Consider the following 19,388-nt stretch of genomic DNA (forward strand, 5'->3'; position numbering starts at 1 on the left):
ACGATCATGGCAAACACCTACTACTCGCAGGAGTACCCGCTGGGATCGGCGTCGGTGTCGGGCAACAGCCTGACCGTCGACCTGATGCTCAAGGAACCCACCCGCATCAACGCCTACCTGTCGGACCTGGCGCTCAAGGGCTACTTCGCCGAGCGCATCTTCGCCAACGGCGGCGGCGTCTCGGGCGGCTCCCTCGTGTACACCCAGCTCACCAGCAACGACGTGTTCCCCAACCGCGGGGGCCAGAAGGTTGCGCCCGGTGCTGAGTTCCCCGAGGTGACGTTCGACCGTCCTGAGCCGAAGACCGCCCAGGTCGAGAAGTTCGGCGGTAAGTTCCGCGTCACCGACGAGGCCCGCGACCGCAACGACATGTCGGTCATCCAGTCCGAGGGTGTCAAGCTCGGTAACGATGTCCAGCGGTGGCTGCACCAGCGTGCCCTCGCCGAGCTCGACGCGAGCATCGCGGCCGTCGGCGCGCCGGTGCAGATCACCGGCACCTCGTGGGCTGATGCCACCGCCCTGACGATCTCGACCGAGAACAAGGCAGCCCTGCCGGCCGCCGACCTCGCCGAGATCCGCAAGCGCGGTCTGGTCAACGAGCTCGGCTCGGAGTACAACCTGCTGGTCCTCAACCCGCAGGAGTACGCGAACCTGTCGATCATCTACGGCGACGCCGCGGCGTGGCTGCAGTCGCAGGGCTTCGCGTCGGCCGTGTCGAACGTCGTCGCCGCCGGCACCGCGTACGCGGTGCAGGAGGGCACTGTCGGCCAGGTCCGCTACGAGCAGGCGCTCAAGACGGTGACCTACCGTGACGACTCGACCGAGTCGACGATCGTGCAGACGTCGATCCGGCCGGTGTTCGCGGTGACCAACCCGTACAACGCGCTGAAGATCACCGGTCTCGCTGCCTGATGGCTGACGAGGGTGTGAAGCGGACCGTCGCGGTCGGGTCGATGGCTTACATCGACCCGACCGGGCGGACCCGCCGCGCAGACAGCGGCGTCGAGGTGCTGGTGCATCCCGACGATGTGAAGCGGTTCGACGAGTTCAACGTGCTCATGGCGGCACAGGAGTCGGCGCAGGTCGACCTGAATGTGGCTGTGGTTGATGCCCGCGAGGTGTTGGCCGAGATGAACGCTGAACTCGACAAGCCGAAGCGTCGCCAGGGTCGACCGCGCAAGTCGGAGGACTGATGGCCGCGTACGCAACCGCAGCACAGCTCAAGGAGCGGTGGCCGGCCCTCGCTGACGAGGCCCTGGCCGACGTCCTCCTCGAGGATGCTGCGCTGTGGTTGCGTACGTGGTTCCCCGACCTGGATGCCCGCATCAACTCGGGTGTCGTCGATGCCGGAGTGCCGGCGATGATCTCGTGCGCGATGGTCAAGCGGGCCATGCTCGCCGACCAGCACGAGGGACAAGCCAACCAGCAGTCCACGGCGACGATGGGGCCGTTCACCGCCACCAACCAGGTGGCCTACGCGAACCCCGAGGGCAACCTGTACCTGACCGGCCAGGAGTCCGACGCCCTCGACGGGCGCCCCTCCGGTGCCGCGTCGATGGAATGCGAGGGCATGTGAGCACCCCGTTCACCCTCCCGTTCGGCGAGACCGTCACCGTGGTCCGCCGCGCCGGCACCAACCGACACGGCGACCCGATCGGAGACGACGCCGACCACGACATCGCCCAGTGCGGTGTCGACTGGAATGCCACCGTCTCCAACCAGCAGTTCCAGGACGTACAGGTCACCGACGTCGACCTGTACGTGCCACGAGCCGCCGACATCGTCGCTTCGGACAAGGTCGAGATCGGATCGCGCACCTTCAGCCTCCTCGGCAAGCCGATGTGGGATCAGGTGCATCCGATGACCGGCACCGACTACGGCTACAAGCTCGTCCGACTGCGGGAGGTGTCCGGTGCATGACGTGAAGGTCGGAGCCAAGTACGGCTACCAAGGACTCGGCAAGTGGCTCACCGGCCCCGAATGCCGGCGCCTCGTGTCGAGGAAGGCCAGCGAGGCGGCCATGGTGTACCAGGCGCTGGTCGCCAAGCGCACCGGCCGGCTCGCCCGCTCGGCCAAGCACTCCACCGTCATCGGCGGAGCCAAGGGTGACCGTTGGGTCGGTCGGGTCACCGTCGACGCACCGTATGCGGCATCCCACGAGTTCGGCTACACGTCCGAGCAGGGAGTGCGCCGCGACGGGTTCGACGAACTCCGCAACACCCTCAAGCACCTGGACTGATCGTGCAGTTCCCGAACGACTACCAACCCGCATGGTGGCCCGCCGAGGACGTCGTCGTCGACATGGTGCAGCTCGAACTCGACCGGTGTAACCCGGGTGGTTACGCCTGCACTTGGCTCCCCCGAGCCGGGGGCAGCGAGGTCGGGGCCGAGGCCCGCATCGAGCGGGGCGAGGCAATCGTCCGTGTACATGCCATGCCCGGCGCGCTGTTTGAACGCAAGCTGCGGTACACACCGATCCAGTTGGAAGTTCTCGCCAGTCGGCGAGACGTGTCGATGCAGACGTTCGAGTTCCTGTCGGACGTGCTGTGCGAAAAGTACCGCGACGGCGGCCCGGTGCCGCGCGCTGACGGGTCGTCGACCCCGATCCGCGGCTTCCACGTGTCGGAGACCCAGCAGGAGCTGGTGTTCACCGATCCCGATGACCGCCTGGTGCAGGGCACGTTCACCCTCGCCACCGGCAAACGCCACTAACCACAACCCCTGATTGTCCGCTGTCTCGCCCGGAGGCCGCGGCATTTTGTCATGCCCACCTCTGGGCAACTCATCACTCTGAAGGAGATTCAGATGGCCACTCAGGCACAGATCTACAAGGACGCCCAGGACACCGGCGTACTGGTCGCACAGGACCTGGCGATCCTCGCCAAGCCGTGGGTCAAGGGCGTCACCTGTCCCGACCCGCTGTTCGATGCGAACGGCATCGTCACCGGCGCACTCGCCGACTTCCTCACTGTCGGCGAGATCGCGAAGAAGGACGGCGCGAAGTTCTCCAGCGACACCAAGCTCACTCCGATCGAGGGCTACGGTGCCCGCGCCCCGCGGCGTCGGCTGATCGACACCGACGAAGGCACCCTGAACTTCCATCCGCAGGAAGCCCGCCAGATCGCCTACATGATCCAGCAGAACTGGGACGCTGGCGCCTTCCAGACCACCGCGACCGGCGGCTGGCGAGCCACCAAGAAGGCCGGCACCCGCCCGAAGTATTGGACGATCTTCATGCTCGGCGAGGACTCCAACGACGAGACCGGCGAGCCGATCTGGCAGTGGTGGCACGTCGGCAAGACGGGCACCGACAAGGGCTCGGAGGTCAACCTGGCGATGGACGCCGAGTCGATGGGCGACATCAGCCTCGCCATGCTCGAAGACGGCGACTACATGTACGACATGGGCATCGACGGCCCCGGCTGGGCGTCGATGGCCGCCGACCTCGGCTACGCCGGCACCCAGTCGAAGTGGACCGTCACCATCGGCGGCACCCCGTCCGGCGGCACGTTCACCCTGACCGTCGGCGGCCAGACCACCAGCGGCATCGCCTACAACGCCACCAACTCGGCGGTGAAGACCGCCCTGGAGGCCCTGTCCAGCGTCGGCGCCGGCAACGTCACCGTCACCGGATCGGCGGGCGGACCCTTCACGGTCACCCTGCCCAACGGCGGCACCCTCACCGCGTCCGGCAGCGGACTCACCGGCGGCACCAGCCCGTCGGTCACCGTCGCGGCTGCCTGACCCCCTGATCGGTTCCCGTCCGCGTACTTCTCGGGGCGCGGACGGGAACCACCCCCTCCACCCCGAGACCCGAGATCCCGAGACCATCTTCAAACCCGAGAGGAACACCCCCATGTCCGCACCCGCCCCCAAGAAGAAGACCCCGAAGAAGCGCACCCCCACCCAGCGTGCCGCCGACCACCAGAAGGCATTCGACGAGTTCCGCGCCCGCGCCCACGGCGCCGGGGTTCGCGCCGACGAAGACGCCGAAGGCTACCCGCCGTACATCGTCACCGCCGACCAGATCGGCGACGGCAACCAAAACGACGTCGTGTTCGCCGTGCCCGCCACCCTGTCTGAGCGCGTCGAACTGACCCGCATGATCAGCTACGTGTCCCGCCTGAACCTGGCGACCCAGAACGCCGAGGCCATGGCCGTCATCCCCGACATCCTCATCGCCTACTCCTCGCCAATGGACCTGCACCGCATCCTGATCGCGTTCGACCAGTTCCCCGACAGCGACGAGCTGCTGTTCGGCCTGGCGATCAAGGTCATCGAGCACTTCGGCGGCAAGGGAGTCGTTGATGTGCCGGGGGGCTCGAACGCCTCGTAGACCTCATCGGAGGCTACGGGGCAGCAGTTCGCGCCGACCTGCGCCAGTACTACCAGCTCGACCTCAACGACTGGCTGCGCGGCGAACGCGACTGGCGCGACCTCATCGACTACCTCGACGAAATCCCCCTGGGTGCCCGCTACGTGGCCTGTTTGCAGGAAGACGAAGAACTCGCCGAGTGGTCGCAGGACAAGCGTGAACAACCAGAGCCGGCCGAATCCCCGTCGTGGCGCGAGTTCGACAAGCACTCCTACGACTACGCCCGCATCATCGCCCTGCTCGAGCAGATCCTGGTCGCCGCCTGCAAGGGCGACCCGTCCAAGGCCGGGATCGAACCGTGGGTGCCCAAGCCCGCCGCCGACAAGTACCACCGGGAGAAGCGGCTGACCAAGCTGCGCGCCACCGTCGCGAAAGCCCTCGGCAAGGAGGTGTAGATGCCCACGTACGCCGCAGGCTCAGCCAGCATCGACATCTCCCCGGACCTGCGGAAGTTCGTCAAGGAGCTGCGCACCGACCTCGAACGCATCCAGGTCGACTACTCCGTCGACGTCGACGCCGACCTGACACGGTTCCGGCAGCAGATCCAATCGCTGCGCGACCAGACCGTCAACATCGACGCGGACGTCAACACCGACGCCGCCGAAGCCCGCCTGGACCGACTGGCGCGGGACCGTACCGTCAACATCGACGTCGACGATCACGGCGGCCTGGCCCGCACCACCAGCGGCGCGAAGAACGCCGAGCGTGGCCTGACCCGCATGAGCGGCGTCAAGTTCGGTGCCATCACCGCGGCGATCGCCGGACTCGTCCCCGTCCTACTTGGCGCTGTCGGTGCCGCCGGTGCACTGGGTGCTGTCCTCGGCGGCATCGGTGCCGCCGGCCTGGTCGGCTCCAGCGGCATCATCGGCGCGTTCAAGTCCATGGGCGACAGTGCCGAGGGTGCCGGTAAGGCGGCGGACGATCTGGCCGACAAGCAGCACAACGTGGAGAAGGCCGCCCGTGATGTTGCCGAGGCGCAGAAGGATCTGAACGAGTCGCAACGCGACGCGAAGAAGGCCCAAGACGACCTGACCAAGTCGTATGAAGAGGGCCGTCGGTCGCTGCGCGACTTGAACGACGAGCTCACCGACTCGGTGCTCAACCAGGAGGACGCCGAGATCGCGTTGGTGCGGGCGCAAGAAAACCGGATGAAGGTGTTCCGGGACCGCAAGTCGACCCGCACCGACCGGCTTGAGGCGAACCAGGGTGTCCGCAAGGCGCAGCAGCGTTTGAAGGAGGCCCGGTCCGAGACCGCCGACAAGCGCACCGACGTGGCCACCGCCAACGCCAAGGGAGTCGAGGGCTCCAAGCCCGTCGAGGCGGCCAAGGAGAAGAAGCGCGACGCCGACGAGAAGGTCATCGACTCGCAGAACAAGCTCGCCGACGCCATCTACAACCTCGACAAGGCGCAGAAGGAACTCGCCAAGGGTGCCGAGGGTGGCGGGGTCGACAAGTTCGCGCAGGCCCTGGCGAAGCTGTCGCCGAACGCGCAGGCGTTCGTCCTCGCGGTGAAGGCACTCGGCCCGGCGTGGACCGATCTGAAGATGGCGGTCCAGGATCGCCTGTTCGACGGTCTCGGCGAATCGGTGACCACGTTCGCCAACCAGAACCTGCCCATGCTCAAGTCCGGGCTGTCCGACATCGCCGGCTACATGAACACCACCATCAAGAGCACCCTGTCGGGGTTGACGCAGGAGTTCAAGAACCTCGGCGCCAGCGGCACCCTGACGGCCTTGAAGGAGGGCATCGGCCAAGCCTTGCAGGGTGTGCCGGGCATGATCACCGGGATCACCAACTCGGTCGTCACGATGGGTGCGGTCATCGCCCCCACTCTCGGCCCGCTGTTCCAGGGCATCGGCGATGCGTTCAAGGCAATGGGGCCATCCCTCGGCCTCGTCGGCGCCGCCTTGAGCCAATCCCTGACCCAGCTTCTGCCGCAGTTCGCGAGCTTCATCAACGCCCTGTCGGTCGGCCTCGCCCCGGTCCTGCCGGTCCTCGCGACACTCCTCGGTGCGCTCGGCGACGCGCTGCAGCCGCTGATCCCGCCGCTGTCACAGGCGCTGCAGATCCTCGGCAACACCCTCGCCGAAGCCCTGACGGTCGTGTCGCCGTTCTTCGCCGAACTCGTCGGGCTGATCGCCGACCTGTTCAAGGCGGTGTCGCCGCTGGTGCCGGTGTTCCTGAAGGTCCTGTCGGCCATCCTCACCCCGCTCGTCGGGATCCTGCGGTCGGTCGTCCAGGCGTTGACGCCGGTCATCCAGACGATCGCAAACGCGATGACCCCGGTGATCGCGAAGCTGACGCCGATCCTCGCGCAGGTCGGGCAGATCATCGGCCAAGCCCTGGTCAAGTCGATCAACGTACTCGTGCCCTACCTGCCGCCGCTGCTGGACGCCTGGCAGAAAATGGTGCTGGCGCTACTGCCGCTGCTGCCGCCGCTCATCCAGATCGCCGCGTCGCTGCTGCCGATGCTGGTCAAGATCATCGCGATCCTGCTGCCGCCGCTGACCCGCACGATCGAGATGTTCGCCGACCTCGCGGCCCGCGTCGCCCCCCTCCTGGTCACCGCCCTGACATGGTTGGCCGACAAGTTCGAGTGGCTGACCGGCAAGGTCGGCGACTTCGCCGACTGGGTGTCCAAGAAGCTCGGCAGCATCGTCGACTGGGTGCGGAGCATGCCGGGCAAGATCACCCAGGCCGCATCTGGCATGTGGGACGGCATCAAGGATGCCTTCAAGGCAATGCTGAACTGGCTGTTCCAGCAGTGGAACCAACTGTCGCTGACCCTGAAGATCCCGTTGGTCAACAAGACCATCACCATCGACACCCCCGACATTCCGCTCCTGCGGCACAGCGGCGGCCCGGTGCGCGGCGAGGGCACGGCAACCTCCGACTCCATCCCCGCGATGCTGTCCAACGGCGAATACGTCATGAAGGCGTCGTCGGTCAACAAGTACGGCCTGCAGTTCTTCGACCAGTTGAACGCCGGCCACTACGCCGACGGCGGCCTGGTGGGGACGAAGAAGTTCCTGCAGACGATGGTCGGCACTCCCTACCAGATGGGCGGCTTCTCCAAGGCAGGCATCGACTGCTCGGGTCTGGTCGGTGCCGCGGTCAACGTCGTGCAGGGCCTGGATCCGTTCGCTCGTGGCCGCGACATGTCGACCATGAACGAGGGGCAGTGGCTCGCCGCGCGCGGTTTCAAGCCGGGCAAGGGCGGCTCCAACACCATGACGATCGGCTGGTACGACGAGGGCGGCGGCGCCAACGGGCACACCGCCGGCCACCTCGCCGGTGTGCCGTTCGAGTCACACGGCCCGACTGGGGCGCCCGCCGAGTATGGAACCGGCGAAGGCTCCAACCAGGGCATCTTCAAGCAGTGGATGCACCGGGACCTGGCCAACCCGATCCCTGACCCCAAGAACCCGAACGCCGGCGCCTACGGTGCCCCGTTCGATCCGAACAAGACCGACACGAACACGCCGTACGACCCGGCCGCGCAGGACCAGCAGGACGGCCGCGGCAACCCGCAGAAGTACAGTCCGGTCGCACCGAAGAACGAGAACTATCCGACGTCGCTGTCGGGTTGGGCCGGTTTCGTCGCGAAGGGCTTCGCCGAGGGCTACGCCAAGGACACCTTGGGCACGCTCGGGATCTCCGACACCCCGAACTGGTTGCACGGCGCTCAGGAACTCGACAAGCAGGTCACCGTCACCAAGGACGGCAAGAAGCTGTTCGGCAGCTACACCGGCGCCGGCGCCGGGGATGGGAAGGGTGATCCGCCGCCGCTGCCCGGTGCGAACACCAGCGTGCCGTCGGCTGGCCCGAACAAGAACACTGGCATGGCGCCGGGTGTCGATCCCAAGCCGGCGAACCCGAAGGACTACCCGTTCCAGGTCACCAAGGCCGCCAAGGACATGGGGCTGCCGAAGAAGGGCGCGATCATCGGCAACGCGACCACCCTGGTCGAGGCCGGCGACCCGCCGAAGATGTACGCCAACCAGTCCGACCCCGAGACGATGAAGTTCCCGCACGATGCGGTCAGCACCGACTACGACTCGTCGGGCATCTTCCAGCAGCGCAACAACGGCGCGTGGGGGACCGCGGCTGATCGGATGGACCCGTACAAGTCGGCGCGCATGTTCTACACCGCGTTGGCGAAGGTCAACGGCTGGGACTCCATGGACCCCGGGGCGGCGGCGCAGGCCGTGCAACGCTCGGCCTTTCCCGATCGGTATGCGGCGAAGATTCCGCGCGCCACCGAACTCGTCGACAAGACGAAGCTCTACGACACCGGTGGCTGGCTGCCCCCGGGTTTGACGGTGGCCCGCAACGAGACGCGCAAGCCGGAGGCGATCTTGACGGCCGAGCAGTGGGCGACCGCTGAGCGTGCGGTGCAGGCGTTGCCGCCGCAACGCGCCCCGGCGATGGCCGGCGCGGTAGCGGGTGGTGCGGGTGACCGGTACGGCGACAACATCACCTACCAGATCAGCACCGCGCGCGTCGAGGACGCGTTCCTGGAGGCGCAGAGCCGCCAGAACCGGCGGGCCGCCGCCGCGATCAGCCGCTGGTAGCTACTGCTGCTGCGGCTGGACGTGCGCGGTCCACTGGTGGCCGTCGAACCAGCGCACCATGCCCGGCTGCTGCTGGTCGGGATACCACCCGGCCGGCAACTGCTGTGGCGGCGGGGGAACGGCTTGGGCCTGCTGTAGCCGCAACTGCTGCTCCATCAGCTTCGTCTGCGCCTTGGCCTGCTTCTTGGTCGCCTTCGCGTAGGCGGCGGTGCGTTCCTTGTCGGAACGGAAGTCAACCAGCCCGGCCGTGCTCACCGACATGAACTTGCGTGTTCCCACCGGAGACTCCGTTCTCTTCGAGTGACCAAGAGCGTAGACCCGCCTGACCCGGCAAGTCCCGATATCGGAGGAGGTTCGTCTTGGCGTACGTGGCAACCATCGAGATCGAATCCGACAACGGCGACTCCGCACTCGTCTCCGACCGGGACGGCGACTACGGCGACGAGGGCATCGAACTCGACGTGTCGCCGACCGGCATGTTCTCCACCGGCTACACCATGAAGACGATCTCCGGCGCCTTCCAGATCGGCGGCCGCCAAGCCGGGTACGACGTTCCGGTCCGCGAGTTGACGTTGCCGTTCAACCTGTACGAGACCGACACTCAGACCATCGAGGAGACCATCTCCCGATTCCGCCGCATGTGGGGCAGCGCCCCGTTCGATCTGCACAACGTGCGGTTCAAGCACACCACCGAGCTGTCGGGTCTGCGGTGGCTGAACGTGTACGCCTCCAAGGAGATCGGGTTCTCACCGCAGAAGGACTGGAACCTGCAGGGCTTCGCCCGCGCTGTGGTCACCGCGACCGCCCTGAACCCGATGTACGAGTCGACGATGGCCCAGGACTCGTGGTCGAATCCGTCGGCCGGCGAGCACGTCGGGTCGGTGACGATCTCCAACCCCACCGACCAACGCCTCTGGCTCGAATGGACGCTTGACCCCGCCACCTCCTGGCGGTTCCCCGACTTCTCCTTCGGCAATGAGAAGGAGATCGACGACGACTGGGAGATCAACGAGTTCGACGACCGCATGATCGTTACCCCGATCCTCACCAAGAAGTTGTCGGTGATGTCCGACCCGATGATGGACACCTACATCAACGAGGCCCGCGCCGACATGTCCGCGTTGTTCAACGGGGTCGAGCCCCTGTTCTGGGTGCCGCCGTACACGCCGCCGCTGCAGGTTCCGGTCGTGTGCAACGGCCCGGCCGACGCGACGATCACCGTCACCATGCGCCGGTTCTGGTCCGCTGAGGCTGGGCTGGAGCAGCCATGAGCGTCGCCGAGCACGTCGACAACCTCGAGGACTTCCGCCTGTGGGCCGAGGAACTCCGCAACGACCGCATCCGGCGCCGCGCGAAAGCCCCCCGCATCCGCCTGTGGGATGGCAACTACAAGTACCGCGGCCAGACCGGCGGCGGTGAACTCGACTTCTCGTTCCCGTTCGAGCTCAACGACACGGGCAAGGGCGACCTGCGGCTGCCGATCAGCAACGACGACAAGCGCGGCACCTACCTTGCGCACTGGATCATGGCCGAGCACAAGCGCGGCACCAAGGGCGTGTATGTCACCGTCGACAAGGACGGCGCCCGCTGGTCCGGCCGCATCGACGAAGCCGTCATCGAGCGCGACCCCAAGGGCGACTCGGTCCTGGTCACGTTCGACAGCGACTACGACCAGCTCAAGAACGTCCACTGCGCACCGAACCCGTTCCTGCCGCTGAACGTCGTCCAGTTCCCGAAGATCTTCATGCTCGGCGGCCCGACGATCCACACGCTGAAACTGGCGCTGTTCCTGAACCTGCTGCGGCTGCGCGTCACCAACTTCACCCTCCCCAGCGACCCGCTCAACCCGGCCGCGTGGGTGGGCTTGGACTTCTCCGACTGGCCCATCGTCGTCAAGCCCGGATCCATCCTCGACGACAACTCGATGTGGACCATTATCTCCTCGAAGATGGGGTCCTGGCACGACATGGCCGCCGCCGCCCTCGACGACGCCGAACTCTATGTCGAGTGCCGCCGCTGGCTGACTGGCGACCCTGAGCCGTGGGAAGGCGCGAACCTGCGCAACGGCACCCTCGTCGTCGACATCATCGACAAGTCCGGGTTCCGCACCGGCACCAGCTTCGGCGGGAACCTGGCCACCGGCCTGGCGCGGGCGGTCAAGAACGTCACCAGCAACGAAGTCGAGGACGCCTACGACCTCATCACCGGTGACCCGATCCTGTCCGACGAAGACCTGCTGCCCAACGTCCTGGGCACGCACCCGGCCAACCCGGGCGTCGTCTACCGCGACGGCCTGGTCACCGGCATCCAAACGTCGAAGTTCCGCATCAAGGCCGCGGGACCGTGCCGCATCACCACCGGCGGCAAGTCGGCACCGTTCGTCAACGAACTGATGAAGGCCGCCGTCAACTACTGCGGCGACGTCCTGGGCGACAACATCCAAGTCCCCGGTGTCGGCGTCAACGTCGGATCGTTGGGCTCGGCGATCGACGCGTTCATCCACGGCTTCTACGAAGACACCCTGTTCGCCTACAACAGCGTGCCGCTGCTGCAGCGGGCCGCCGAGGACGGATGGGCACACTTGCAGGAGACCATCGTCTCCGGCGTCAACCAGGCCTACGTCCTGTCTGCCGCCCTCGGTTTGCGGCAACGCCGCCGCGAGACCGACGGGGAGACGAGTTTTGAGCTTGTCGTCATGGATGCCTCGCCGTGGATGATCGGCGACCAGGGTAAGGGCCACTGGTTCATGGGTGACCGGGTCGGCGCCACTAACAAGTATCTCGGTGCCCGCGTCTACGTGCGGCGCTGCCGGCGCCTGGTGTTGGCCGGTGGCCGCGACACTGCCGTCGGCTGGAAGGCCGACTTCGGGGATCTGCGCACAAACGCCGACGCACTGACCAAGGGCTTGAAGATGCTCGAATCGTTCATGTCCGACATGCAGGTATTGGGGGCGTGGTGACCGCAGAGAACATCGAGAAGCTGACGAAGGCGTTGGCGTTCACCTTCGCCACCGCATCGGGAGAGAATCCCTATATGCCGGCGATGGCGCAGATCGAGCGGTGGGCCACCCAGCTCGATGCGTGTGGTGTGCGGCAGACCGACGACATGGCCGCGGAGATCCCGGTGTTGCCGCAGTGGATGCAGGCCGCCGTGTCGGAGCGCATCGAGGTTGGTGACCCGATTGACCCGGCTGCGGTCGAGGTGCCGGTGGCGCGGGTGGCGAAGGCCCCGAAGCTGCCGAAGAAGCCGAAGCCGAAGAAGAAGGCTTAGCGCCAGCCCATCGAACCGGCGCAGGTCATCGCCTTACCGGCGGGTGACACGGCCACACCGTAGGGGGAACCGGTGCACGGCGACCCGGGGGCTCGCTTCACTGGATCGACACTTGCGACACCCTGCCAGGTGTAGGGCGCCTGGCCACGTACGCCCTGGCACACCACCGGGCCTGCGCCGGTCTGCCGGAACTGTGACAGTTCGGCCTTGGTGCAGGTGCCGCCGGGCTTCGGTGTGGTGGCGTTGGCCGAGGGTGCGATACCGATTGTTGCTGCAGCGAGAGCGCCGACGATGAGTGCCTTCTTCATGATTCCTCCTGGTTGAGCGAGCTGTCTCGAATCTTCCGAACGGCCTGCTGGGACAGGTCGACGGTCTGCGCGATCTGGTACATCGACACGCCTTCGGCGATGAGCTGCCGAATTGCGATGTCGCGTTCCTGCTTAGCCGCGAGGTAGGCCGACTGGTGTTCGACCGCCTCGGCGGCGAGGTCGGCGAGCTCATCCAGCCGCGGATCGTCCATATCGACAACGTACACAACCTAGTTTGTGTACGGCAATAGGCCCGCCTATTCATCACGTGACGTTTTCACCCCGACCAACCAGGTCGGGGGCTTCGCATACCTGGAGGTTCCGCAATGACCCAGATCATCCTTCCGCACAAGTACCACGCCCAGCTGACCGGATGGACCTGCGGGCCGTCGACCGCCAAGGTCGTGTTGTCGACGTTCGGGATCGACGTCACCGAGCAGCAGATGGCGACGGCCTGCCACACCACCCAGGACGGCACCCCCGACATCGTGAACGTGCTCGCCGCGGTCAACGCCCGCGCCGGCGCCCGCTACTCGCCGGCCTACATCAAGACCCCGACGCCGACGGCCGCTGATGTGGAGGCGCTGCGGTCGCGGCTGTACGAGACGGTCGTGCAGAACCGGCGGGCGATGCCGGTGAACATCTGGGCGCAGGCACCAACCCAGCCGCCCGGCTATCCGAGCAACCTGATCATGCACTACGTCACCGATGTCGGTGTCGAGGTCGACGAGACCCGCCGCGACGCGAAGGGCTACCCGTACGTCACCCGCGCCTACATCTCCGACTCGGCGCGTTTCTCGGGCATTGAGCACTGGTGGATGCCGGTGGAGAAGCTCGCCATCAACATCACCCCGAAGGGCTACGGTACCCTGCCCGCCGTCGCCGCGCCGCCGGCTGATCCGATCATCGAGGCACTGGTGCAGCTCGTCGGCCCCAAGGCCTACGACGGGTGGCCGCAGCTCGGCGGCCGGACCCTCGTCGATGCGCTCGGCGAGCTGCTGAAGACGGCGGGTGTGTCGTGATCTCCGACCCGACCACGCGGATCGCGTTGTCGCCGAACCGGTACACCGACGGCAACCGCAACGTCGACTGGATCGTCGTGCACACCCAGCAGGGACGCGGCAAGGCCCGCGACCTCGTGCCGTACCTGCAGAACCCCGCCCCGGGCGGAAACCCGAATGCCGCCGTCTCCTACAACGCCGTCGTGGACGATGTCGAGACGGTGCTGGTGGTGCCCTGGGGCGACTCGCCGTGGTCGGCGATGAACGCCAACCGCCGCGCCGACCACATCGTGCTGGCCGGCAGCTTCGTCGAATGGACCCCACCCAAGTGGGTTGAGACCGACGCGTCTGACGGGCTCAACGAGGACGCCATGCTCACCTGCGCCGCCGTGCTCGTCGCATGGCGCTGCCAGCAGCGGGGCATCCCGATGGAGTACGTCGGCACCCGCGGCAAGGGCCCGTTACCCGCCGACCGCGGGATCGTCGGGCACGCCGACTTCGGGAAGTGGGGCGGCGGACACACCGACCCCGAACCCAACTTCCCGTGGACCGAATTCATCCGCCGCGTTCGTGCGGCGGCCGCTATTGCAGGAGGACTCATGGCACTCACCCCCGAGCAGGACATCAAGGCCCAGCTCACCGGCTCCCCCGAACCCGGCAAGTACCCCGGCTGGCCGCAGCTCGGCAGCCGCACCCTCGTGGACGCGGTGGCGGCGCTGTGCGCCAAGAACGGTGTGTCGGGCTGCTACGACCCCAAGGAGAAGAAGTGAACTACACCAAGATCAGCACCGCCCTGGGCGTCCGCACCGCCGCTGATGTGCGCGCGGTCATCTACAACTGCCTGCCCGTCCTGACCACCGTCCTCGTCGGCTGGGGTGTGGCCACCACCGACCAGGCCGCCCTGATCGTCGGGCTCGTGTCCGCGGTCGCCGGCCCCGGTCTGGCGTGGTGGATGAGTCGGGACCTGTCGAAGCTGCGGCCCGCCCTGTACGCGATCCTCACCGCCGCCCAAGCCGTGCTCATCGGCTTCGGCATCCTCGACGGCGCCGACAAGTGGACCGTTCTGCTCTCCGCGCTCCTGGCCGCCATCGGCGGCGGTGTCGCCGTCGCGAACACCCCAGTCACCTCAAGCTGGACCCGCAACGTCAACGGCGAACCCGACCCGAACGCGGCGGTCGACGAGTGACGACAGTGCCGCCGATCGGCGACGTCAACGATGCCATCGACATCATCGCCCTGATCATCGCTGTCGGCTTCCCGATCATCGGGTCCTGCGTCCTTGCGTGGCTGGCCTCCAAGCAGGCCCAAGACCGCAAACGACAGGACCTCGACCGGGATCGGATCGCCGAACTGGAGGCGCGGATCGCCGCGGTGGAGAAGGACCGCGACGACATCAAGCACCTGTTCCGCGTCGCGATCATCCACATCCGCGAGTGGATGACGTGGTCGCGCGAGCACCACCCCGGCACCCCGCCGCCTGCGATGCCCGACGAGCTGCGCAACGAGGTCTGATGTCCGCCGAGACGTTGCAGGCCATCGAGGACGCGATTGCCGCCCACCTTGCCGACGTGACCGGTGAACCGCACATGGTCACCGACTGGTTCGTGGCATTCGCCCGCCAGTTCCACGACGGCGAGGTCCGCAACACGCGCGGCTACCTACAGTCCCCAAACTCGACGCCGCAGGCAGTCCTGGGTGTCGCCCACATCGGGACGGCCGCACTGTACGACGACATCACCGAGGCGTACGAATGACCGCGCCAGGACTCGGCCCGTCCAGCTCACTCCCCGAAGGTGTCCTGACGGCCTCCCAGCTCGGGACCGCCCTGCAGGGCTTGAATGCGACGAAGGTCGGCGACACCACGCAGAGTCGCCTGCCTGAGGTGTTTACCGGCACCCTCGGCGGCGACCTGGTCGACGCACCCATCAAGTACGTCATGGGCTTGTTCGCCGACTTCCTCGGCAACATCGTTGACGACACCACCCCCGCGCTGTCCGGTCCCGAGGATCTGGACGATCTGGTTCACGACTTCTTCGAGGGCCTGCCGCTGATTGGGATTTTCGTGTCGATCGCCGACGCCATGCTCGGCACCTACGACGGCGACGACCCCGCGCTGATCTCGGTGCAGAACCTGTTCGGGCTCCTCCGCAAGCTGCTCGAGCTGATCTCGGGTGTCGCGTCCGGCCAGGTTCCCGACCTCGGGCAATTGGTCACGGGATTCCAGACTTTGTTTCAGGACATCGCGTCTTGGCTACTCGGCCCGAACGGCCTGATCCGGCCGTCGCTGTTGGGCAACATCGACATCGGCGCGTTGACGAACACCCGCGCCAACATGGCCTTCGACGGCGACTTTGCGTTGCCGCAAAGCCCGGGTGCCGGCGCACCGCCGGCAGGCACGTGGTTCCGTGACCCCGATAAGGGGGCGGGGTCGGCGACCATCACCGGCGCTGGCGAACTACCGGAACTGATCGACGCGCCGGTCGCTGTAGAGCCCGGGCAGCAGCTCGCCCTGTCGGGCGAGGCACGCTGGTCCGGGAGTGTCGGCCGCGCGCAACTGCTGGTGTACGGGTTCAACGACGACCAGGAGCAGATCAGCACCACGATCGTCGATGACGAGAACCTGACCGGCGGCCAGCCCAAACCGCTGGGCGGGTCGTGGACCGCGCCGGCCGATGTGGTGTCGGCGTCGGTGGCCGTGCAGGTGACCGGCATGGGTGGCGGTCAGGTGTGGTTCGACAACATCCGCATCGAGAAGCCCGGTCTGATCCCGCAGGGCTGGGTGTCCGAGCTCGAGGAGCACTGGAACGACCTGCTCGCCGCGTTCGGCATCGGCGGCGGCACCCTGGCCGACATCGGCAAGTTCCTGACGAACCTGCTCAAGATGTTCGGCCTGTCGTCCAAGTCGCCGCTGCTGGTGTCGCCGGGCTCGTTCGATCCGGCCAGCCTCGGCGCGAAACTCCACGATGCGCTGTCCCCGCAGAGCGTGCAGGACACCATCGACAACATCTTCAACGGGTTCGCCAACCTCGGTGAGCTCCTCGACTTCAACCGGCCCCGCGGCGATGTCATCGACACCATCGCCGGACTGCTGGGCATGAACCTGTCCACCCAATCGCAGGTGTCGACGATGGAGGCCGAGATTCGCCTACTCAAGTCGGCAGGAAACACCCTATCGGACAACTTCGAACGCGCCTCCGGCGGTCTGGGCGCCTCGTGGCAGAACTTCCACAACTGGGCTGGCGGCTCGGGCGATATCGGTGTCGACGGCAAAGGGAACATGGTGTGGAAGGCCTCGGGTGGTTCTACCCGGGGCCGCATGTACCGGCACCTCACGGCGGGGTCGCCGTCGCAGATCACCACCGACTCGTGCGAGGTGTCGGTGGTGTTGGCCTCCGACCCGCCTGACGCGGGCTCGCCGGGCGCCTACACCTACCCGTGCTTTTCGGTGTCGAGCTCGTCGGAAATCTCCTACGGCCGTCTGCGCATCGGACGCACGAAGGTGGCGATCGAGGCCGTGGTGAACGGCGTCGTCACGACCCTGGCCGAGTCCCCGGCGATCGACCCGCGCGCCGGCCAAACCCTGACGGTGCGGCGCGGCGGCCCGGGGAACACGAACCTGCACACCTACAAGGTGCTGCGCAACGGCGTCGAGGTGTGGTCGTACACCGACCCGGGTTCGACGATCAAGTCCGGTAGCGGGTTCCGCGGGCACGGGCAGGCCATGCAGGCCGCGTCCCGCGAGGTCGTTCCCATCTTCCTGTACGAGCAGTGGCTCCCTGCCGCGCTCGCCGTCACCACCTATGCGGAGGTCCTGTAAATGGCGATCAGCGTGAAACTCGCGTCCACCCCGGAGGCGTGGGCGCTCGACAGTCCGGCCGACGTGTTCGAGGCCGCCACCGAGCTGGCCGAACGCGGCTACCGCGGCGCCGTCAACTGGGCGCTGCCCTCACCGGAGGCTGACGACTACGAGTGGACGATCACCCTCAACGCCGAGGGTGCGGTTGCTCCCGAGGTGACCGCAGGCATCGGCGATCACCTGCTGTTGTCGGCCGGGGTGCTGCGACGGTTGACGCCCGCCGAGTGGGATGAGGTGACCAAGTGACCGCACCCGGTTGGTATGCGCGCGGCCCTGCCGGGCCCACCGGGCCCCAGGGCATTCAAGGAGAACCGGGCCTGGCGCTCGACATCGAGGGTCAGGTGCCGAACTATGCGGCGCTGGCGTCACTGTCCCCGGTGGACGGCCAGGCGTGGATCAACGTGGCCGACGGCCTCCTCTACTTCTACGACGGCGGCTTCCCGGCCGACGGCCAGGGTGTGCCGTTCCGCGGCGCCCAAGGTCCACAAGGCCCGCAAGGAGAGGCTGGGCCGACCGGTCCAACCGGCGCCACGGGTGCCACCGGGCCGCAGGGCCCGCAAGGTCCGCAAGGCCCACAGGGGGAGACCGGGGCGTCCTACATCGCAGCCTCGACGTCGACCGCGGCCACCACAGCCGCCAAGGTCGTCACCGCGACCAGCACCCCGGCCGCCGGCGACTTCCTGGCCATCACCTTCACCAGTGGGCAGCAGGCAAACGCGCACACCCTGAACGTCAACAGCACGGGAGCCAAGCCGGTCCTCATGGGCGGCAGCGCACCGACAGCACTCAGCGCCGCGCTCGCGGCCGGCGCCGTGCAGCTGTACCTCTACGACGGCACCAGCTACCACATGCAGGTGAACGATGCGCTGAGCGAAATCAGCGAGGCCGAGATCACCGCCGGCACCTCAAGCTCCCGGGCAGCGATCACCGCACGCCGCCTGAAGTTCGCCACCAACGCCGCCGTCGCAGGCAAGGCCGACGCCTCGGCGCTGACCGGCAAGGCCGACCTCGTCGGCGGGAAGCTCGACCCCGCACAACTGCCCGATCTGGCGATCACCGAGTACCTCGGCAGCGTCGCCAACCAGACCGCGATGCTGGCACTGTCTGGGCAGAAGGGCGACTGGTGTACCCGCTCGGACAACGGCACCAACTGGATCATCACCGGCACCGATCCGACGAACCTGACGCACTGGACCCAGATCACCTACCCGGCCTCGCCGGTCGCATCGGTGGCCGGCAAGACCGGCGCGGTCACCTTGGTCAAGGGCGACGTCGGACTAGGCAGCGTCGACAACACCTCCGACGCGAGCAAGCCGGTCAGCACCGCCACCCAAACGGCACTGAACGCGAAGGTCGCCACCTCGCGCAAAGTGACCGCCGGGACCGGTCTGACCGGAGGAGGTGACCTCACCGACGACCGCGCACTCGCCGTCGACTTCGGTGCGGCCGCCGGCAAGGTATGCCAGGGCAACGATGCCCGGTTGTCGGACGAACGCGTCCCCACCGACGGATCGGTCACCTCGGCCAAGATCGCCGACGGCACCATCGTCAACGCCGACATCAGCGGTTCGGCCGCGATCGCGAAGGGCAAGCTCGAGACGGCGGTGCAGACGTCCCTCGGCAAGGCCGACACCGCCGTGCAAACCGGCGCGGTGCCGTTCGACTTCTCCATGATCGTCTGCGGCAAAGACACCACCCGCGCCACCGGCACCGGAGACAACCCGTTCGGCATCAAGCTGCAGCGGGCCTGCACCATCCAGGCCATGACGGTGCGATGCCTGACCGCCGACGCTTCGGGCAGCCTGGCCGTCCGGCTCTACAAGAACGGCTCGTGGATCTCCGGTGCCGCCATCTCCGTCGTCGCAGCCAACCAGGTTGCCGGCGCGACCTCCTCACCGCTGTCGGTGGCCTGCGCCGCGGGTGACGTGATCACCGCTGTTATCGACGCCGTTGGTGCCACCCCGGGCGTCGGGCTGGTCGTCGACGTGAAGGCGGTCGCGTAGG

General features: G+C 67.1%; 24 protein-coding genes. 21 read left to right on the forward strand and 3 right to left on the reverse strand.

Annotated features, from left to right (window positions below):
- The first annotated feature begins 6 nt into the window (after nucleotides 1-6).
- The 10 genes from QM634_RS15835 to QM634_RS15880 all read left to right on the forward strand — a co-directional run bounded on the left by QM634_RS15835 (nucleotide 7) and on the right by QM634_RS15880 (nucleotide 8,949).
- A complete protein-coding gene (locus QM634_RS15835) occupies nucleotides 7-912 on the forward strand; it encodes a major capsid protein (RefSeq protein ID WP_415043731.1) in 906 nt (301 codons plus the stop codon).
- Nucleotides 912-1,193: a hypothetical protein gene (locus QM634_RS15840; protein ID WP_415043732.1), complete on the forward strand. Its 282-nt coding sequence runs from the start codon at nucleotides 912-914 to the stop codon at nucleotides 1,191-1,193. Before QM634_RS15835 ends, QM634_RS15840 begins: the two co-directional genes overlap by 1 nt.
- A complete protein-coding gene (locus tag QM634_RS15845; protein ID WP_415043733.1) occupies nucleotides 1,193-1,576 on the forward strand; it encodes a hypothetical protein in 384 nt (127 codons plus the stop codon). Before QM634_RS15840 ends, QM634_RS15845 begins: the two co-directional genes overlap by 1 nt.
- On the forward strand, nucleotides 1,573-1,920 hold the full coding sequence (locus QM634_RS15850; RefSeq protein ID WP_415043734.1) for a hypothetical protein: 348 nt from the start codon (nucleotides 1,573-1,575) through the stop codon (nucleotides 1,918-1,920). Before QM634_RS15845 ends, QM634_RS15850 begins: the two co-directional genes overlap by 4 nt.
- Entirely contained in the window at nucleotides 1,913-2,239 is a 327-nt protein-coding gene (locus QM634_RS15855) for a hypothetical protein (protein ID WP_415043735.1), read from the forward strand. Before QM634_RS15850 ends, QM634_RS15855 begins: the two co-directional genes overlap by 8 nt.
- 2 nt (nucleotides 2,240-2,241) lie before the next feature.
- Entirely contained in the window at nucleotides 2,242-2,712 is a 471-nt protein-coding gene (locus QM634_RS15860; RefSeq protein ID WP_415043736.1) for a hypothetical protein, read from the forward strand.
- Nucleotides 2,713-2,805: 93 nt separating this feature from the next.
- On the forward strand, nucleotides 2,806-3,744 hold the full coding sequence (locus QM634_RS15865) for a hypothetical protein (protein ID WP_415043737.1): 939 nt from the start codon (nucleotides 2,806-2,808) through the stop codon (nucleotides 3,742-3,744).
- A 112-nt stretch (nucleotides 3,745-3,856) separates the two neighbouring features.
- Entirely contained in the window at nucleotides 3,857-4,336 is a 480-nt protein-coding gene (locus QM634_RS15870) for a hypothetical protein (RefSeq protein WP_415043738.1), read from the forward strand.
- 152 nt (nucleotides 4,337-4,488) lie between these two features.
- Nucleotides 4,489-4,770, forward strand: coding sequence for a hypothetical protein (locus tag QM634_RS15875; protein WP_415043739.1), 282 nt, complete (start codon nucleotides 4,489-4,491; stop codon nucleotides 4,768-4,770).
- Complete coding sequence (locus tag QM634_RS15880) at nucleotides 4,771-8,949, forward strand: hypothetical protein (RefSeq protein WP_415043740.1); 4,179 nt, start codon at nucleotides 4,771-4,773, stop codon at nucleotides 8,947-8,949.
- Here the strand turns inward: QM634_RS15880 and QM634_RS15885 are convergent, their stop codons facing one another.
- A complete protein-coding gene (locus QM634_RS15885; RefSeq protein ID WP_415043741.1) occupies nucleotides 8,950-9,228 on the reverse strand; it encodes a DUF2510 domain-containing protein in 279 nt (92 codons plus the stop codon).
- A gap of 89 nt (nucleotides 9,229-9,317) precedes the next feature.
- Here QM634_RS15885 and QM634_RS15890 point away from each other — a divergent pair, with 89 nt between their 5' ends.
- From QM634_RS15890 to QM634_RS15900, 3 genes are read left to right on the forward strand one after another with little or no spacing between them, the layout of a single operon-like run.
- Entirely contained in the window at nucleotides 9,318-10,220 is a 903-nt protein-coding gene (locus QM634_RS15890) for a hypothetical protein (RefSeq protein WP_415043773.1), read from the forward strand.
- On the forward strand, nucleotides 10,217-11,908 hold the full coding sequence (locus QM634_RS15895) for a hypothetical protein (protein WP_415043742.1): 1,692 nt from the start codon (nucleotides 10,217-10,219) through the stop codon (nucleotides 11,906-11,908). Before QM634_RS15890 ends, QM634_RS15895 begins: the two co-directional genes overlap by 4 nt.
- Nucleotides 11,905-12,219 (forward strand): hypothetical protein, encoded by a 315-nt coding sequence (locus QM634_RS15900; RefSeq protein ID WP_415043743.1) that lies wholly within the window; start codon nucleotides 11,905-11,907, stop codon nucleotides 12,217-12,219. Before QM634_RS15895 ends, QM634_RS15900 begins: the two co-directional genes overlap by 4 nt.
- On the opposite strand, the gene QM634_RS15905 is transcribed toward QM634_RS15900, so the two are convergent.
- Nucleotides 12,216-12,527 (reverse strand): hypothetical protein, encoded by a 312-nt coding sequence (locus QM634_RS15905; RefSeq protein ID WP_415043744.1) that lies wholly within the window; start codon nucleotides 12,525-12,527, stop codon nucleotides 12,216-12,218. The genes QM634_RS15900 and QM634_RS15905 overlap by 4 nt on opposite strands.
- Nucleotides 12,524-12,739 (reverse strand): hypothetical protein, encoded by a 216-nt coding sequence (locus QM634_RS15910; RefSeq protein WP_415043745.1) that lies wholly within the window; start codon nucleotides 12,737-12,739, stop codon nucleotides 12,524-12,526. The genes QM634_RS15905 and QM634_RS15910 overlap by 4 nt, the downstream gene beginning before the upstream one ends.
- A 114-nt stretch (nucleotides 12,740-12,853) precedes the next feature.
- Here QM634_RS15910 and QM634_RS15915 point away from each other — a divergent pair, with 114 nt between their 5' ends.
- From QM634_RS15915 to QM634_RS15950, 8 genes are read left to right on the forward strand one after another with little or no spacing between them, the layout of a single operon-like run.
- Nucleotides 12,854-13,549: a C39 family peptidase gene (locus QM634_RS15915; protein ID WP_415043746.1), complete on the forward strand. Its 696-nt coding sequence runs from the start codon at nucleotides 12,854-12,856 to the stop codon at nucleotides 13,547-13,549.
- Nucleotides 13,546-14,298, forward strand: coding sequence for an N-acetylmuramoyl-L-alanine amidase (locus QM634_RS15920; RefSeq protein WP_415043747.1), 753 nt, complete (start codon nucleotides 13,546-13,548; stop codon nucleotides 14,296-14,298). The genes QM634_RS15915 and QM634_RS15920 overlap by 4 nt, the downstream gene beginning before the upstream one ends.
- Nucleotides 14,295-14,714 (forward strand): hypothetical protein, encoded by a 420-nt coding sequence (locus QM634_RS15925; protein ID WP_415043748.1) that lies wholly within the window; start codon nucleotides 14,295-14,297, stop codon nucleotides 14,712-14,714. The genes QM634_RS15920 and QM634_RS15925 overlap by 4 nt, the downstream gene beginning before the upstream one ends.
- The gene (locus QM634_RS15930; RefSeq protein ID WP_415043749.1) at nucleotides 14,711-15,040 is read left to right on the forward strand and encodes a hypothetical protein; all 330 of its coding nucleotides are present in this window, start codon (nucleotides 14,711-14,713) and stop codon (nucleotides 15,038-15,040) included. Before QM634_RS15925 ends, QM634_RS15930 begins: the two co-directional genes overlap by 4 nt.
- Entirely contained in the window at nucleotides 15,040-15,282 is a 243-nt protein-coding gene (locus QM634_RS15935; RefSeq protein ID WP_415043750.1) for a hypothetical protein, read from the forward strand. The genes QM634_RS15930 and QM634_RS15935 overlap by 1 nt, the downstream gene beginning before the upstream one ends.
- Nucleotides 15,279-17,345, forward strand: coding sequence for a hypothetical protein (locus tag QM634_RS15940; protein ID WP_415043751.1), 2,067 nt, complete (start codon nucleotides 15,279-15,281; stop codon nucleotides 17,343-17,345). The genes QM634_RS15935 and QM634_RS15940 overlap by 4 nt, the downstream gene beginning before the upstream one ends.
- Nucleotides 17,346-17,630: a hypothetical protein gene (locus QM634_RS15945; protein WP_415043752.1), complete on the forward strand. Its 285-nt coding sequence runs from the start codon at nucleotides 17,346-17,348 to the stop codon at nucleotides 17,628-17,630. It abuts the gene before it with no gap.
- Complete coding sequence (locus tag QM634_RS15950; protein WP_415043753.1) at nucleotides 17,627-19,387, forward strand: hypothetical protein; 1,761 nt, start codon at nucleotides 17,627-17,629, stop codon at nucleotides 19,385-19,387. Before QM634_RS15945 ends, QM634_RS15950 begins: the two co-directional genes overlap by 4 nt.
- Nucleotide 19,388 lies beyond the last annotated feature (1 nt).

Source organism: Gordonia sp. (in: high G+C Gram-positive bacteria) (assembly GCF_047606305.1).
In the GTDB taxonomy this organism is placed as follows: Bacteria; Actinomycetota; Actinomycetes; order Mycobacteriales; family Mycobacteriaceae; genus Gordonia.